Source organism: Enorma timonensis (assembly GCF_000321165.1).
Taxonomy (GTDB): Bacteria; Actinomycetota; Coriobacteriia; order Coriobacteriales; family Coriobacteriaceae; genus Enorma.
The window spans coordinates 26,831-44,968 of sequence record NZ_CAPF01000067.1 but is presented as its reverse complement, the minus strand read 5'-3'; the positions used below and the strand labels follow the sequence as shown (position 1 = coordinate 44,968).

Annotated in this window: 7 protein-coding genes; all 7 read left to right on the top strand. The window is 66.7% G+C overall.

Going from position 1 to position 18,138, the window contains the following annotated elements; genetic code table 11:
* Positions 1–10 precede the first annotated feature (10 nt).
* The 7 genes from BN423_RS08120 (at position 11) to BN423_RS10820 (ending at position 18,133) form a co-directional block, all read left to right on the top strand.
* Positions 11–1,036 (top strand): alcohol dehydrogenase catalytic domain-containing protein, encoded by a 1,026-nt coding sequence (locus BN423_RS08120; protein WP_019239758.1) that lies wholly within the window; start codon positions 11–13, stop codon positions 1,034–1,036.
* 77 nt (positions 1,037–1,113) lie between these two features.
* Entirely contained in the window at positions 1,114–2,274 is a 1,161-nt protein-coding gene (locus BN423_RS08115; protein ID WP_026089049.1) for an iron-containing alcohol dehydrogenase, read from the top strand.
* A 3-nt stretch (positions 2,275–2,277) separates the two neighbouring features.
* Positions 2,278–3,477, top strand: coding sequence for a mandelate racemase/muconate lactonizing enzyme family protein (locus tag BN423_RS08110; protein ID WP_019239756.1), 1,200 nt, complete (start codon positions 2,278–2,280; stop codon positions 3,475–3,477).
* 428 nt (positions 3,478–3,905) lie between these two features.
* Positions 3,906–4,973, top strand: a complete 1,068-nt coding sequence (disA, locus tag BN423_RS08105; protein WP_019239755.1) for a DNA integrity scanning diadenylate cyclase DisA — start codon at positions 3,906–3,908, stop codon at positions 4,971–4,973.
* Positions 4,970–5,680 (top strand): 2-C-methyl-D-erythritol 4-phosphate cytidylyltransferase, encoded by a 711-nt coding sequence (ispD, locus tag BN423_RS08100; protein WP_019239754.1) that lies wholly within the window; start codon positions 4,970–4,972, stop codon positions 5,678–5,680. The genes disA and ispD overlap by 4 nt, the downstream gene beginning before the upstream one ends.
* A 370-nt stretch (positions 5,681–6,050) precedes the next feature.
* The gene (locus BN423_RS11820) at positions 6,051–6,707 is read left to right on the top strand and encodes a hypothetical protein (protein WP_019239753.1); all 657 of its coding nucleotides are present in this window, start codon (positions 6,051–6,053) and stop codon (positions 6,705–6,707) included.
* Positions 6,708–7,339: 632 nt separating this feature from the next.
* Positions 7,340–18,133: a SpaA isopeptide-forming pilin-related protein gene (locus BN423_RS10820; RefSeq protein ID WP_316244967.1), complete on the top strand. Its 10,794-nt coding sequence runs from the start codon at positions 7,340–7,342 to the stop codon at positions 18,131–18,133.
* Positions 18,134–18,138: the final 5 nt, after the last annotated feature.

The following is an 18,138-nucleotide window of genomic DNA, read 5'->3' as shown; positions in this document are numbered from 1 at the left end:
GGAGGCGCGCATGCTGAGCGCTGTACTGTGGGATCAGAAGGACATCCGCATCGTGGACGGCCCGATTCCCGAGATCGGCCCGGGCGAGGTTCTTATCAAGAACAAATGCTCCACCACCTGCGGGACAGACGTTAAGAACTTCATGCGGGGGTACCCGCTGCTCAAGCCTCCGCACCCCTTCGGACACGAGTTCTCGGGCGTCATAGCCGCTGTCGGCTGCGATGTGCGGGGGTTTTCGGAAGGCGACCGTGTCGCCGTGCACAATTCGGCGCCTTGCAATGAGTGCTACTGGTGCAAGCACGGACAGCCCTCCATGTGCGAACGACCCGTGTTCAACCGGGGAAGCTACGCTGAGTATGTAAGAGTGCCCGAGGCGATCGTCAGGCAGAACATGTTCAAGATGCCGGACGGCATGACCCATAAGACCGCAAGTCTGCTCGAGCCGTTCGCCTGCGCGGTGTACGGCATCGAGAGTACGCCGATACACGTGGGGGACATCGTCGTGGTGAACGGCGCAGGGCCTATCGGTCTTATGTTCGCGCGGCTTGCCGTGCTCAAGGGTGCTGAGGTTATCGTTACCGATCTAGTGAAAGAGCGCCTGGATATCGCGAGCCGCATGGGAGCGCACCGAGTGCTCGACCTTACCGGGGTTGATGACACCGTTGAGGCTGTGAGGGCGTGCACGCCAGGTGCTCGCGGGGCGGATGTTGTCATCGAGGCGACAGGCCTTATCAGCGTGTGGGAAACGAGCTGTCTCATGGCTCGCAAGGGCGGATTTGTGCTGCTGTTCGGCGGGACGAAGGCGGGCAGCAAGCTCACCATCGATGCGACGCTTTTGCATTACTCGCAGCTCACGATCGCCGGCGTGTTCCACACAACGCCTGTCGACGTAGCTCGTTCCTTCAAGCTGCTCGAGATGGGCGTGATCGACGAGCGCGATTTCGTACAGCACGAATACCGCTTGTCGGATCTCGAGACCGCCATCTTGGAGCATGCAAGCGGAACGGTCATCAAGAACTGCATCGTCTACGACTAGGGCGTACTGGGAAACGCGCGGCGTGCGAAGCGCGTTGCGCAATACCCGGGCTGCCCAGATAGGAGCGTGATAAGCGCATGAGAAGTTATAAGTTGGGCCCGCAGAAGATCGTGAGCGGCGAGGATGCCATCCAGGCGTTGGCCGAGCTGCCTGCCGAGCGGAAGCGCGCTTACATCGTGATGAGCGGCACCATCCAAGAGGAACTCGGCCAGCTTAAGATGGTGACGGACGTGCTTGAGGGTGCGGGCTTCACCTGGAAGGCCTATACGGACGTTGAGCCCGAGCCGAGCTGGAAGACCGTCTTGCGCGGCGCAGAGGACATGAAGGAGTTCGAGCCCGATTGGGTTATCGGATTCGGCGGTGGCTCCGCCATGGATGCGGCAAAGGCCATGTGGGTGTTCTATGAGAACCCCGACTACACCTGCCTTGCCGATGTCATGCCGCCCAATGAGATCAAGACTCTCAAGGAGCGCGCTCGCGTGTGCTGCATTCCCACGAGCGCCGGCACCGGCTCCGAGGCGACGCGCGCCGCACTTGTGAAGGATACGGACGAGCATAAGAAGTACTCCATCCGCTGCATGCGCAACCGCATGGTGCCTGATGTGGCGATTCTCGACCCTGTGTTCTCCACCACGATGCCACCCTCGCTCACGGCTGGGTCCGGTATGGACGCGCTTACGCATGCCATCGAGACCTATGTCGCCACAAACGCCAATCCGCTTTCGGACGCGATGGCCATCGGCGGCTTCATCACGGGCTTCAATAACCTCGCGACCTGCTATGACGAGCCCGAGAACCTCGAGGCGCGCGCTGCCATGCTCGAGGCGTCGTGCATGGCGGGTATCGCGTTCTCCAACGCCGCGCTCGGCATCGTTCACTCCATCGCACATACCTTCGGCGCCATCTACGGTGTACCTCATGGCATGGCGAACGCCATCGTGCTGCCCTATGGCCTCGCGTTCAATGCCGAGCACAGCGAGCGTGCCGCCAAGCGTTACGCCCAGCTTGCGAGCATGGTCGGCGTCGAGGATCTTACGCAGGCCATCATTGACCTTCGCGCGCACATGAACGTGCCGAGTTGCATGAAAGAGGTCGTTACCGACGAGGCGGAGGTCATGGCAAACATCGATCGCCTGGTCGCGCAGGCACAGGCAGACGTCTGCACCCCGTGCACCCCGCACCGTCCCACTGACGAGGAGATGCGCGAGCTCATCCTCAAGGTATACAACGGGAGGTAAACCATGAAGATTACGAGCGTCGACATCGTTAAGGCTTTCAAGGAGCCGAGCGTTGCTGCCGAGGTCGCCGTGGGCAACGTGCCCTGGCACCCCGTTTTCGTGCGCATCAATACCGATGAGGGCATTTCCGGTCTCGGTGAGGTCGGCGTCGCCTATGGCAATGCGCAGACCGCGGGATTCGGCATGGCGGTTGATTTCGCGAAGTGCATCATCGGGATGGACCCGATGAACAACGAGGAGATCTGGAACAAGCTGCATCGCATGACCTTCTGGGGCATGGGTAACGGCGGCGTCATCATGGCCGGCATCTCGGGCATCGACATCGCGCTCTGGGACATCAAGGGCAAGGCGCTCGGCGTGCCGTGCTACAAGCTCCTGGGCGGCAAGACCAACCATAAGTTGCGTGCGTACGCGAGCCAACTGCAGTTCGACTGGGGTAAGGTGAGCCATTCGCTCGCGAAGCCCGAGGAGTACGCCGAGGCTATGCGCAAGGCGATGGCCGACGGCTTCGATGCCGTCAAGGTCGACCCGGTGGGCTTCGACGCGAATGGCGTTTGGATGGGGCGCAGCTCGCGCGGCATCCTGCAGCGTGATCAGATGAAGCTCGCGGTCGACCGCGTCGCCGCCATGCGCGAGGTGGGTCCCGATGTTGACATCATCATCGAGCTCCATGCGCTTACCGACGCCACCACGTCCGTGCAGCTTGGTCGCGAGCTTGCCAAGCTCGGCTGCTTCTACTACGAGGAGCCCACGCAGCCACTCAACCCGAATCTCTTCCGCGAGATCTCGTCCAAGGTCGAGATTCCGATCGCCGCTGGCGAGCGCATGTATACGCGCTGGGGCTATCGCCAGTTCTTCGAGGACCACTCCATCAGCATCATTCAGCCCGACCTGTGCAACACAGGTGGTATCACCGAGGGCAAGAAGATTTGCGACATGGCGCACGTGTACGACATCGGCGTCCAGGTGCACTGCTGCGGTGGCCCGGTTTCGGCGAGCGCTGCGCTTCAGCTCGAGGCGGTCATCCCGAACTTCGTCATCCATGAGCTGCATGCGAGCGCGCTTATCGATGACAACATCGAGCTCTGCACGAATGACTTCGTGGCAAAGGACGGCTACTTCGAGGTGCCGGAGCTTCCGGGTATCGGCCAGGAGCTCACTGAGAAGTGCCTTGCCAACGCGGAGATCGTGACCGTGAAGTAATACAACCCAGCCGGGTTGGTTCTTATCGCGAACGGTTTGCGGCGTAGCATATCTTGGGGCGGTCTCTTTCGCGGGGCCGCCCCTTTTGCTGTTGTGTGGCGCGCCGCGTTGTGGCCACGCCCCTGCGCAGCCGTGTCGTCGCCCCGCCGTGCCGCCATCCTGGCCGGCCGCGTCGCATCGCTCGCGCACAAAGTTGACGGATTTCAACGCGAAGGTGGCTCCGAGAGCGGCTTCATGCACATAGTTGTCAACTTTGCCCGCGAAGGGTGACGTGGCAGAGGCGGCGTGGCAGAGATGACCCCGCCGTCCGCCCGCAACCCTCAACCCGTAGTTCTTTTTTAAACATTGCCGCCGCCGTCTGCCCATCCCGGCCGCGCATGCGAGAATAGATGCATACGTGCGAATGTCGAGTGGGATGGGGGAGCAGTGTGAACAAAGAAGAGATCCAGAAGCGCATGAACGAGGCCATCCGCCTCACCGCCCCTGGCCAGCCCATCCGCACCGCCCTCGACATGATCATCGCCGGGCACCTGGGCGCGCTCATCTGCGTGGGCGACACGGAGCACGTGCTCGCCGCCGGCAACGACGGCTTCCCGCTCAACATCTCGTTCACCTCGAACCGCCTCTTCGAGCTCTCGAAGATGGACGGCGCCATCGTCATCGACGAGAACCTCTCCCAGATCCTGCGCGCGAACTTCCACCTCAACCCGGACCCGTCGCTCGCCACGAGCGAGACGGGCATGCGCCACCGCACGGCCGCGCGCATGAGCGTCCTCACCGACGCCATCGTGATCTCGGTCTCGGAGCGCCGCTCCGTGGTGAACGTGTACGTCCACGGCACGTCGTACCAGATCCAGCCGGTGTCCGAGATCATGGCCTCGGTGAACCAGCTCGTCTCCACGCTGCAGACCACGCGCACCGGCCTCGACCGCGCGCTGCTGCGCCTCACCGCCCTCGAGCTCGACGACTACGTCACGCTCGCCGACATCACCGACATCTTCTCGAGCTTCGAGATTCTCCAGCAGGCGAAAGACGAGCTCAAGTTCTGCATCGTGAAGCTCGGCAGCCAGGGCAAGCTCGTGCGCATGCAGCTCGAGCAGCTCGCGGGCGACGCCATCGAGAACGACTACAACCTCATGATCCGCGACTACGCGCAGGATTCGTCGGAGGCGAACGCCGCGCGCATCCGCAAGCTCTTCTCGGGCATGTCGGCCGAGGAGCTCACGAACCCCAAGCGCGTGGCCGAGGCGCTCGGCTACGACGACCTCGACGAGGACTCCGTCATGACGCCGCTCGGCCTGCGCACCTTAAGCCAGGTCTCGGTCGTGCGCGACGGCGTGGCCGAGAAGATCGTGGACGAGTACGGCTCGCTGCAGGAGCTTCTCGACGACATCCAGAAGGATCCGGAGCGCTTGGGCGACTTCGGCGTCAACAACCCCACGATCCTGGCCGATTCGCTCTATCGCATGGGCGGCAAGCGCGGGGGTGCGGTGTGATCCTGGGGCAGGCGTGCGCCATCATCGTGGCGGGCGGCACGGGCTCGCGGTTCGGCAACCCCGGCGGCAAGCAGCTTGTGGAAATTGCCGGTCGCCCCATGCTCTCGTGGACGGTCGAGGCGTTCGACCGCGCGCGCACCATCGCGCACATCGTCATCGTGTGCCCGGCTGAGCGCCGCGCCGATTACCGCGCCCGCGCGGTGGAGCCGTACGGGTTCTCCACACCCGTCACCTTCGCCGATGCCGGCTCGACCCGGCAGGATTCCACATGCGCCGGGCTCGATGCCGCGCCGGAGGGGTGCGCGCTCGTCGCCATCCATGACGGGGCGCGGCCCCTCATCCTGCCCGAGACCATCGACAACGCGGTGCAGGCGCTTTGCGAGGACGCGGACCTCGACGGCGTGGTGTGCGGCCAGCCCGCCATCGACACGCTCAAGGTGGTCGACCCCGCGGGAATCATCGATTCCACACCCGACCGCAGCCAGTTTTGGTGCGTGCAGACGCCGCAGGTGTTCCGTGCCGATGCTCTGCGTCGGGCGATGGCGTCCGCCCAGCGCGCGGGGCTCGTCGGCACCGACGACGCGTCGCTCGTGGAGGCGGCGGGCGGCTTGGTGCGCTGCATCGAGGCCCCGCGCGACAACCTCAAGGTCACGGTGCCCGAGGACCTGCCGATGGTCGAGGCCCTCATGCGGCGGCGCCTGGGCTGAGGGCCTGGGTAGGGGAGCGCACCCGTTTCCTCCCCGCATTTCCGCCCGCCCGCCGTTCTCATGCGCAGATTTCCACGGATAGCCGGGGCTTGTGCCAGAAAGCTGTCCGGGGTGAAAAAATAATGTACCCCGGCTAAGGGAATCGAAATAGTCGATACCAGCTCGTATGCCTGCGGTCGTGTGGCAACGTGCATGCTGACGCGTGAGAAAACACGACCCCCTCCCCAGTAATTTATCCATTGACAAACGTACCCCCTCACAAGCTAAATGGAAACAACTGGGTACCTCCCACAAAACTGCTTGTCAAAGCGCATATTGAGACCGGCGGTGGCGCGCGAGATACCCGGCTTGCATGAGGGAGGCAATCGCAATGAAGAGCAACCGCACCAGCATCGTCAAACTCCTGAAGCGCGCATATCGCTCGTGGGGCGTCCGCGCCATCGCCATCCTGCTCACGATCATCCTGTGCTCGCAGACGATCGTCAGCTCGGGCGTGCCGCAGGCGATCGCCCAGGAGCTGGGCCAGATACTCGTGACACGGCCGGCAGATGATGCCGACGCCGCCGACGAGGGCACGGCGGGCACCGCCACGGACGACGCCGACCAGGCAGGCACCGAGAACCCCGCAGCAGATGCGAGCGCATCGGCGGGCCAGACGACGGACGGCACGGGCACCGAGGGCGCGACGACGGGCGCCCCCGTGAACCCGTCCGATGCCGCGGGCACCGCCGCGGACGATGCCGAAGACTCCGCAGTACACGAAGCCGAACCCTCGACTCCCTCCGAGGATTCCGCAGATGACGCCGCGACGGACGCCGCGGACAGCTCCACCAACGCCGATGACAACGCGGACGACCCCGCCGCCGATACCGCGGACGACCCCGCCGAGCGCACCGACCCGTACGCGTGGACGGGCGACCTCGGCGCCCTCAAGCTCTCGAGCACCGGCCTCTCGATCGCGCTGCCCTCGCACTCCGACGAGGCGACCGGCGCCACGGACGCGCGGGGGGGGCGTCTGTTGCGGTAGATGAGCAGGCCGACCCGGCAACCTCGGCCGATGCCGCAACCTCGACCGATGCCACGGACGCGCCAGCCGACTCGGACGCCTCCACAACGGACGCATCCGCCGCTCAGACCGTCATCCCGGACACCTATCCCGCGACCCTCAACCTCACCTTCACGCTCAACCCCGCGGACACCGCCAACGCGGGCACCGCTCCCACCGAGGTCATCCCCGGCGACACCTTCGAGGTCACGTTGCCCGAGGGCATCGCGCCCGCAGACCCCTCCGCCACGATCGACGTGTTCCAGGCGGACGACGAGGGCAAACCCATCTCCGTGAAGATCGCCGAGGCCACGTACGAGGACGGCGTGCTCACCGTGACGTTCGTCGCGCCCGTGGACACCGAGACCGGCGCGGCGCGCGAGCTCTCGTCCCTGCGCGCGAGCATCGACCTCGACGTGCTCCTCTCCACGGCGCTCGCGGGCGATACCGCCACGCAGATCGAATGGACGCTCCAGGTCGCCGCCGACGGCTCCGCGCAGACGGCGCGCCTTGCCATCCCCGCGCGCTCGGCGTTCGAGATCGTCCTCGAGCAGCCGCAGCTCTCGCAGGATGAGGAGGTCGCCGAGCAGGAACTCGCCGCCACGGACGCGGCCATGGGCGTGCTGAACGCGCTCACCCTCCCCGGCACCCGCGCGGCCGAGGGCACGTGGACGTACACGTGGGATGCCCGCTCCGGCAGTGCGGAGATGCGCATCACCTGGTGCGATAACAACTCGAGCGCGCGTCCCGATAGGGATACGTATGCGAGCCACGTCCTCCCGCAGTTCCAGATCGACGGGGGCGAGTGGATCACCCTCGTCACGGCGGACGGCAGGCTCACGGAAGCGGCGCGCCAGGCGCTCAACATCCCCGAGAACGAGACCCCGAGCTGGGTGAAGCAGGCGGCGGCGAGCACCGCGAGCACCGGGACGTGGAACCTCTCGGTGAGCGGCATGCCCACCGAACTCAACACCACGGTGACCGTTCCCGCCCTCGAGGAAGACGGCAGCCAGAAGTACGACGAGCGGGGCAACCCCCTGACCGTCGTAGTCCAGCTCGACGAGCACGGCGATCCCCTGTACGAGGAGAACGACCAGGGCGTGATGATGCCCGTCCCGACCGAGAACGGCGCGCCCAGCAAGAGCCAGAAGATCTCCTGGCGCCTCATCGATACGAACGACCTTCCCGCGGGCTACACCTATGGCGAGAACGACGGGGGCGAGACCGGCCTTGAGGGTAGCCAGGAGGGCTCGGACACCCCGCAGCGCTACCTCATGCTCACGCAGGAGTTCACCTTCACCATCCAGGGCAAGCTCGGCGACAAGATGCTCAAGGAGGTGTTCGGCGGCGGCCTCGACGCCTCTGCGTACGCCGACTACTTCCGCTTCAGCGCGCTCATCGACAACAAGCAGGTGACCGACGATACGGGCGCGGTGCGCTTCAACACGCTGGCGGGCATGGCCGGCGCGCAGTACGCCGAGGGCCAGTCGTTCACGATCGTATTCAGCGAAGATGGCAACACCGCAACCATCACGGCGACGCTGCCGCGCTACGACGAGTCCGGCGCGCCGATCGTCTACTACGCCTACTTCGAGGATCCGAACGCGCCCGCGGGCGACGCCCCCGCAACCGACGCGGACTACTTCCAGCCTACGTACGACAACGCCGCCTCGCCGAGCCACGGCAGCGCCACGGATGCGCTCTACGACAACGGCACCATGACGATCCGCCCCGTAGGCACGGCGAGCTACGGCGCGACGAAGGTCTGGCTCGACGGCGGCAACCGGGACAATCGCCCCGAGACTACCTTCACGCTGTGGCGCTACTCCACGAACGGCAGTCCGGCGACCGCCTCGCAGGTGCAGCTCAACGAGGTGGACGGCACCGCTTCGGGCGCGCAGGAGAACGCGGTCGACTACGTGCAGATCACCATCCCCGCGGGGAGCGCGGACACCATCGACCTCGGCCAGCTGCTTGCCGAGCAGTACGGCGAGCAGGGCAAGAACCTCCTCGAAAACCTGCCCAAGTACGACCCGGACGGCTACCCCTACATCTACGCCCTCCGCGAGGACACGAGCCTTGCGGGCTACGAGACCGTCTACGGCTCGGTGGCGGCCGACGGCGCGGTCACGGACACGCAGCCCAACTACGTGGACGAGACGGGCGCGACGCAGAAGCTCGACCAGCCGGATCGCTCGGGCGACCACTTCATCTACAACGGCGGCACCGTGACGAACCGTCTGACCGGCACCGTCGAGGTGAAGGCAACCAAGACGTGGGAGATCGCCGCGTTCCAGGACTCCCTCGACGACGTGGTGGTCACCTTCATGGCGCAGAGCCGCCTGAAGGGCTCGAACGACGCGTGGAATGACACCGGCAAGACGCTCGATGTGGACGGCTGGAAGGCCGAGGTGCTCACCCAGACGTTCAGCGGCACCTTCCCCAAGTACGATTCCCAGGGCCGGGAGCTCGAGTACCGCTGGGTCGAGTGCGACGTGGCGCTCGGCGACCAGGACACCGCCTTCGAAGCCGATGGCGCGGGCGGCGGCACGTTCACCCTCACGCTCGAGAACGAGGAGGGCCAGGACGAGCAGCTCGCCTTCACCTCGACGCTCGACGAGGAGACGAACACCATCACGAACACCTTCGCGAACACGACCGAGGAGCACGTCGACAAGTTCTGGCAGCAGCCGGACGGCAGCATGGCACAGATCAAGCCGCAGGACGGCGCCTACGACGTGGATCACGACCTCGATACGAGCGGCGTGGCGTACGTGCAGCTCTTCCAGAGCGGCACGCTCATCGGCACGTTCGAGCTCGACGGCGTCACCGACGCCGCGCCCACGCCCATCGACGGCCTGGAGGGCGCCACCTACCAGGAGACGGCGTCCTACCACCTGGACTTCGAGGGCCTGCCCAAGTATGACGACGGCGGCGTGCGCTACAGCTACATCGTGCTCGAGACGGACGTGGCCACGGGCTGGTACACGGACCGGCAGTACGACGACGAGACGCACACCACCCAGATCTACAACCGCATCGGCCAGGGCGAGACGTCCGAGATCCGCATCGTGAAGCAGTGGAACGACGGCGACGACTCGCAGCACCGGCTCAAGGTGGCGGTGAACCTCGTCGCCCTGCACCACATCGAGTCGAAGGCGAAAAACGACGACGGCACGCCGCGGTATTCGTATGAGGCGGGCAAGGCCGTGAACGCCCAGCCCATCATCCTCTCGGGGAACGAGGCGTGGTACGCCGAGTACGCGGTGCCCATCGGCAACCTCACCTACAAGGACTTCAAGGTCGTCGAGCTCTACCTCATCGACGAGGACGCGAACGGCAACGAGGTGCACTACCCCGTGGTCGATAGCGCGGAGGCGAAGGCCGCCTACGAGGGGCTTTCGGATGACCTCGACTGGATCAACGAGGGGTGGGACTACGAGACCTCCCGGGGCACCGAGCGCGTCGCCACGGACGACCACGTGTACGAGGTGAGCGCGACCGAGGATGCCGCGCCCACGTACAACGACGACATGCGCGCCGTGACGGCCACGAACCGCCGCCTGGGCCTGCTCGACCTCACCGTCGAGAAGACGTGGAACGACCAGGGCGAGCACACGCGCCCCGACGCCGAGCTCACGCTCTCGAGCACTGAGTACCCCGATGCGTTTAGCGCGGATGCCGAGGGCCGCATCTGGGTTCAGGTGAGTGCGAACAAGCTTCCCGTCCTCGATGACGCGGGCAACCAGCTCACGACGGGCGAGCACGTGCGCGTCGAGGACGGCTCCGTGATCGTGACGGTGGACACGGCGAACGACGCCTACACCTCCACGTACCACTTCTTCGGTCTGCCGAAGTATGACGAGGAAGGCGACGTGGTCCACTACGACGTGAACGAGGAATGGGTGGATGGCCACGGCGACTACTCCTACACGAAGAGGGTGGGCGCCTACACCGTGGGCAGCCGGCACTTCCACGACACGCAGACCATCGAGTTCACCAACACGCGCCAGGCGACGCGCGAGGTGACGTTCAACAAGCTATGGCAGGACCACTACGTGAACGACAGCCTGCGCCAGCGCCCGGACATCTACCTCACGCTCTACCGCGTGACCGTGGGCGTGGACGGCGAGGGTGCCCTCACCTACAGCGAGCCCGAGCAGGTGAACGGCTACGTGCATTACCTCTGGACGGGCACGCCGGATGCCGATGACCCGCAGTACGCGCAAAGCTGCACCATCTCCGGGCTCCCCGCCTACGACGAGAACGGCAGCCAGTACATCTACTACGCGAGCGAGAGCATGTCGGCCGACGGCGGCTCGCTTGACTACGCGCCGGTGCGCTTCGATTACACGGGCGTCGTGAGCGTGCAGGCGGGCTCGACCGAGCCGAACGCGGTCGTGGTCGATGCGCGGTACGAGGGCGCGAACCCCGAGGAGAACGGCACCGGCTGGGCGATCCACGAGGGCGGGCGGTTCGTGAACGCCCTCACGGACAACCTCGTGGCGCGCGGCACGAAGCTCTGGGAGGACGTGCCGTCGAACACGAGCCAGGGCACGGCGGGCACCATGCTCACCGAGACGGACCTGCCCGAGGTCACCGTCTACCTGCAGCAGCGCGTGCAGGGCGAGGCGTGGCCGTCGCTCAAGTTCGACGTGACCGAGGGAGAGGACGGCACGGCGGCCTGGAGCTTCGCCGACGGCACGAGCGCCATCGCCTGGACGTCCGACCTCTCGCAGGTGACGACGAACCAGTACAGCTACATGCTCACGCATACCGGGTCGAACACGGCCGAGAGCGCCGCGGCGGCGATCGCGGCCGAGAACCCGACGCTGCCCGAGGGCGCGGAGCTCCTGCCGCGCTACACCGAGGACGGCAAGATCTACGAGTATCGCGCCATCGAGGTGGTGTGGGGCATGCTCGACGAGCCGGGCGGCATCTCGACCGAATGGGTCAAGAGCACGGATTTCTCGGCGCTGCGCGACGGTGACGAGGACGCGATGGGCGTCTACGTGATCGAGCATGGCGAGACGGGCTCGTTCTTCATCAACAACATCTACCAGTCCAAGACGGGCAAGCTCACCGTGCAGAAGCACTACACCGGCCGCGAAGCGGGCGACCGCTACCCCGATACGACCTTCGACGTGTACCGCTACTTCGTGCGCGCGGACGGCTCGAAGAGCGATGCGGCGCTTGTGGATTCGGTGACGATCACGAACGACATGCTGAAGGCCAAGGAGCCCACGAAGCTTGACGGGCTCACGGTCGAGAACGCCGGCGAGGCGTCGACCACGGCAAGCTACACCTTCGACGGCCTGGACATCTACGCGCCCGACGGCAGCTACTGGCAGTACTACGTGGTGGAGCACAGCATCAAGGGCTACACGACCACGGTCGCGGTGGGCGACGTCGCCGCCGGTAACGTGACGGGTGCGGGCGAGGCGGCCGCGGGCGGCGTGAGCTCCGGCGCACTGTGCCCTGCGGATACGTCGGACTCGGTTGAGAGCACCGTGCTGGGCGATAACACCACGCCCGACGTGACATTCGAGAACGCGTACACGCCGGGTCAGGCCAGCCTCACGGGCACCAAGACCTGGAGCGACTTCGACGACATCTTCAACCTGCGGCCGACGGCGGATGAGTTCAAGGCAGGGCTCACGGTCGAGCGCATCGGGAACGGCAAGGTGGAAAAGCTCGGCGAGGACGGCGGGCTGGGCTTGCTGCAATCCAGCGAGCCTGACGATCCGTACTACTTCACGGTTGCGCCGGATCCAAGCAACCAGAACAACTACATCATCACCCTCGCGAACGTGGCCAAATTCGCGCCCGACGGCACGTCCTACCAGTACCGCATCACGGAGAACCTGTCCGGCATGGTGCTGGGGCAGGACGATGAGACCGCCGACGACTACTACTCGGCGGCGAACACCTCCTCCACGGTGAGCGCGGAGAACCCCGGCAACGGGTTCCGGTTCACGAACTCCCTCAAGGGGCAGGCGTCGGTCGTGAAGACGTGGAACGACGGCGACGACCCCTATGGTCTGCGTCCGACGACCGTGACGGTGCGCCTGCAGGCGCGGTATACGTACTCGGGCGGAACGACGAGCGCATGGGCGGATTTCAAGGCCACGCTGACGAGCCTGGGCTATTGGGATGCCTTCGCCGAGGAGTGCGGCGGTGAGGAGGCAGCCGTGGCGTACCTCGAGAAGACGCTGAGCGCCGAGAACGGTTGGCGCGGGTCGTGGACGGAGCTGCCCACGGCGGGTCGCGAGGCCGCCGGCACCAATCAGGAAGGGCGGCTCTTCACCCTCGAGTACCGCGTGGTGGAGGTGCAGATCGGCAACCAGAAGATCGATCAGCCGACGAATGACGGCGTGAACTTCGAGTACACGACCTCCGAGGGCGGGGAGTACCATCCCTACCAGCCCGCGCAGGACAGCTGGACGAGCGAGCTGGGCAAGAGCTCCACGGCTATTTCCAACACGCTCGAGACCACGAGCATCTCGGCCACGAAGTCGTGGACGGGCGATACCGTCGACGGCGTGTCGGATGCGTGGGATACACGCGGCGGCGACGAATGGGCGGTGACGTACCTCCTGCAGCGTCGCCTCGAGGGCTCCGGGGATGACGGCTGGCAGTGGCTCATGGAGTACGGTGAGGATCTCGCGACGAGCCCGCTGGACGACGGCATCGTCTCGCAGGTCATCACGGGCACGGGCGATAGCGCGACCGCGACCTGGGAGAACCTGCCCGATTGCGACGCGGACGGCACAAAGTACGAGTATCGTGTGGTCGAGCGCGTGCCCGGCGGGTACGACGTCGAGGGCGGCACGGAAATCGCCGAGGCGACCGATGCGACGACGGGCGTGACCTACCGCTTCTACGCGGTGGCGAGCACCGATGCGGACGCGGATGGCCAGGTCGATTCCCAGGCCTTCACGAACGACCTGCGCCTGACCTCGCTCACGGGTACCAAGACCTGGGACGATTACGACACGACGCTGGCCGATGATCTCACCGAGGACGACATGCCCGACCTCGTGCTCTACCGTGCGATCCAGGCGGGCGAGGACGCCACGGGGCACCCGATCTATAGCACGGCCGAGCCCGTGCGGGTGAAGCGGGCCGATGGCACGACCGCCGTCCCGCAGCCCACGTGGAAAGAGACGGGCGACAGCACCTGGACGTTCACGTACGAGGACCTGCCCGCGGCGAACGAGGACAACGTCGACTACGTGTACTGGGCGGTCGAGGAGAACGGCGCGGCACCGGGGTACTACCCGCACTACGGCACCGCCCCGGATCAGAGCGACGCGCCCGCCGGCGCATCCGGCACCACGGTGACGACGCCCGCCACGGCAGGCACGGACGGCGCGCAGCAGAACGAGGCCATCACGAACGTGGCGACGCGCTTCACCCTCGACAAGGTGAGCGACTTCACGCCCGCGGGGGAGAGCGCGCCGGAGAACCTGCGCGACATCGAGCTCACCGTCTACGGCTCGGACGGCCAGATCTACGCCGTGTGGAAGGACGTTGGCGGCACGGTCTCGAGCACCGTGTGGCCCACGGGCACGAGGGACGCCACGACCGGCGGCGTCGAGATGACCGGCACCGATGCCGGCTACATCGTCGGTCTGCGGGCGGGCACGTACACGGTGCGCGAGACGGGCACGGTGCCCGCGGGCTATGCCAAGGCGCCGGATACGACCGTCATCATCGCGAAGGACGGCACGATCGCCGCGACCCAGAGCGGCAACGAGAACGTGCTCGAGGTCACGGGCGGCAATCCCGGCGGCACCATCACGGTGAACGTCGAGGATCCCGTGCTGCGCGCGAACCTGAGCTTCACCAAGTACGTTACGGATGACGGCCAGGTGGGCGGCGCGCACCAGGCACCGCTCCAGAACGCGAAGTTCGACCTCTACGTCGAGGGCATCGACGAGCCCATAGCGCGCGGCCTCACGTCGGACGCGCAGGGCACGGTCGCCACGAACAGCAGCGCCAACAAGGGCATCGCGCTCTCCGATGCGTTCGTGACCGAGCACGACGGCAAGTACTGGACGCTCGCGGACGGCCTGCCCGAGGGCACGTACCACTTCGAGGAGACCGACGCCACCACGGGCGCCGTGCTGCCCACGGGCGATGCCGCGAAGTCCCCCGAGCTTGAGATCACGCAGGCCGACCACGGCACGACGGTCTCGACCGCGGTGGGCGGCGGCGCGGCGCAGATGGCCAACGAGGATTTCTCGGCCGTCGTGAAGCTGCACAAGTACGATACGGCCACCGGGGATCCCATCGAGGGCGCGGTGTTCGACATCACCTACACGCCCGCGGAAGGGTCCGCGAGCACGCAGGCAACGAGTTGGCAGGAGACGACCGGCCCGGACGGCGTGCTCACCATCGACGGCCCGGGCAACGCCGGCCTCGAGAAGGGCACGTACGTCGTGGCCGAGGCGAGCAACACCGGCTATGTGTCGAACGACTTCCGGGCGCAGTTCACCATCGATGACGCCGACGACAACATGACCTACGACATCACGACGACCGATCCTGACGATCCCGCGGTCGAGGCGATCGACTTTGAGGTGACGAGCGGCGAGGACACGTTCACCGACGACAAGGGCATCCCCAACGTGCCCGAGCGCGGCAGCGTGACCATGGCGAAGGTGTCGAGCGCGGGCGCGGCGCCCATCGACGGCGCCACCTTCGAGCTGCAGCGCAAGGCTGAGGACGGGACGTGGGAGACGCTCGCCAGCGACCTCACGACCGGCCGCGACTACACCATGAACGACGCGAACGACGCCCTTGTGGACGCGGAGGGCACCGCGGGCACGAGCGGCCAGATCACGGTCAGGAACCTCACGTGGGGCACCTACCAGTTCGTGGAGACCGCGCCCGCCCCGGGATACGCGGGCGCAAACGAGGACGGCGCGATCACGAGCGCGGAGCTCGAGATCAAGCGCGACGACCTCAACCCGTCGCTCACCGGCGGCACCGCGGTGCCAAACGAGCCCACCCGCCTGGAGCTCGAGAAGGCCAACGACATCGGCCAGCCGCTCCAGGGCGCCGAGTTCCAGGTCACGGCGGTCGGCGCGACTGAGTTCGCCGACCCCGAGGCGCTCACGCAGCAGTACGGTGACACGTACGACGCCGCGAAGAAGACCGTGACGCTCACGACCGACAGCACCGGCCATGCCGCGCTCGAGGCGCAGCTCATGGTGGGCGGCACCTATACCGTCTTCGAGAGCAAGGCGCCCTCGGGCTATGACCCGGCGGACAGCGTGCTCACCGTGGTGGTGCAACAGGACGGCTCGCTCGAGGTGCAGGGCGCCATGCCCGATCGCTACGCGTGGGCGGACCTCGACGAGGACGGGCACGCCGATAACGCCTGGACATTCATGGTGACGAACCTCCATGAGGAGATCGACCTGCGCAAGGTGAGCGCGGACAAGACCGATCTGCCGATCGCTGGCGCGGAGTTCACGCTCATCGGCCAGTGCATGACGGACAACAACACCACGCACACCTACACGACGAACGATGACGGCTACATCCACATCGACGCCGGCCTCATGGGCGGCGTGGTCTACCGCCTCTACGAGTCCAAGCCCGGTGCCGGCTACATCGCGCGCCCGGACACGCTCTTCTTCATGATGGACGAGCGCGGCGAGATCGTGGTGACGGACAGCGCGGGCACCCCGCTCGCCGAGGAGGACTATCCCGCGGGGTACGCGGTCGGCGCCGACGGCATCTCGTTCGAGGTGACCGATGAGTCCGTCGACCTGCAGATCACGAAGCGCGCCCCCGGCGAGGACGGGGAGCTGGGCGAGCCGCTCTTCGGCGCGGAGTTCAGCGTGACGCCGGCCGAGGGCTCCGCCTTCGCCGACGGCCGCGCCGATGCGCAGGTGCTCCGTACCGGCGAGGACGGCGCGCTCCGCATGGGCGCGCAGCTCGTGGTGGGCGGCGTCTACGACATCACCGAGGTCTCCGCGCCCGAAGGCTACGAGCGCGTCACGGGCACCATGCGCGTGACGGTGGCCGCTGACGGCGAGATCATGGTGCTCGGCTCCGTGAACGAGGATGACGAGCTCATCCCGGGTTCCGCCGCGCCCACCGGCTACGAGAAGGTGGCCGACAACGCGTTCGAGGTGCAGGTGACGAACGAGCCCATCGAGGTGGGCATCGTGAAGGTGGGCGAGGACGACGTGGCGACGGGGCTCGCGGGCGCCCAGTTCGAGCTCACGGGCGTGTTCCCGGGCACGGGCTGGATGGCCGACCGCACCGAGACGCGCACCCTCACCACGGGCGAGGACGGCCGCATCGACCTTGCCGCCGAGCTCGTCGCGGGCGAGACCTACACCCTGCGCGAGACCGTCGCGCCGGACGGCTACAAGCTGCTCGAGGGGCAGATCGAGTTCACCGTGGCGGAGGACGGCACGATTACGCTCGTGGGCGACGCGCCCGAGGGCATGAGCATCCAGGGCGATAGCGTGACCATCCTCGCGATCGACGAGCCCATCGGCGTGTCGTTCGCGAAGACGGACGAGGCTGGCGAGGCGCTCACGGGCGCGACGTTCAGCATCGCCCGCACGGACGGCTCCGCGCTGCCCGACGGATCCGCGTCGCGGGAGTTCACGAGCGACGAGACCGGCCTCGTGTTCGAGGACCTGCAGCTCGCGGGTTCCGCCGAGGGCATCGAGTACACCGTCACCGAGCTCGCGGCGCCCGCAGGTTATGAGGTCGCCCCGGCGTTCACCATCCTCGTGTTCGAGGACGGCCACGTGGAGCCGGGCGCGGTGCCCGAGGCCATCGCGGGCGCGGTGAGCGTCGAGAACGAGGCGGCGAGCACGGGCGCCGGCGCGGACGGGGACGCGACCGCCGATGCGGGCGAGGACGGCCAGGTGCCCGCGACCTCGAACAGCGCCGTGGTCACGCTCGCCGACGCGCGCATCGAGGCGCAGATCGCCAAGGTGTCCACGGACGGCCGGGCGCTCTCGGGCGCCGAGTTCGCGGTGACCGGGCGGTTCGCGGACGGCTCCGGCACGAAGGCCGTCGCCGTGGATGAGCGCGGCCGCGCCGAGCTCGAGGGGCTCGTGGCGGGCGAGACGTACCGCGTGCGCGAGACGGTCGCGCCCGAGGGCTACGACCTCATCGAGGGCACCTGGGAGTTCACCGTCCAGGCCGACGGCACGCTTGCGGGCGAGGCGACCTCGACCGGCCCGGACACGGCGGGGTATGCCGTGGCCGAGGACGGCGTGACGCTGCGCGCGGTCGACGCCCCCACGCCGGCGATCCCGGGCGAGCTGCCGGGAACGGGCGACACGAAGCTCACGTACGCGGTCGTGCTGGGCATCGCGGCGCTCGCGTGCCTGGCCGGCGGCCTGCGGCTCTCGAGAAGGAAGAGGTAGGGTCC

Excerpts from the sequence above, each read along its gene's own strand:
- BN423_RS08120 (WP_019239758.1), top strand. The coding sequence starts at position 11 with ATGCTGAGCGCTGTACTGTGGGATCAGAAGGACATCCGCATCGTGGAC.
- BN423_RS08115 (WP_026089049.1), top strand. The coding sequence starts at position 1,114 with ATGAGAAGTTATAAGTTGGGCCCGCAGAAGATCGTGAGCGGCGAGGAT.
- BN423_RS11820 (WP_019239753.1), top strand. The coding sequence starts at position 6,051 with ATGAAGAGCAACCGCACCAGCATCGTCAAACTCCTGAAGCGCGCATAT.
- BN423_RS08110 (WP_019239756.1), top strand. The coding sequence starts at position 2,278 with ATGAAGATTACGAGCGTCGACATCGTTAAGGCTTTCAAGGAGCCGAGC.
- BN423_RS10820 (WP_316244967.1), top strand. The coding sequence starts at position 7,340 with ATGGGCGTGCTGAACGCGCTCACCCTCCCCGGCACCCGCGCGGCCGAG.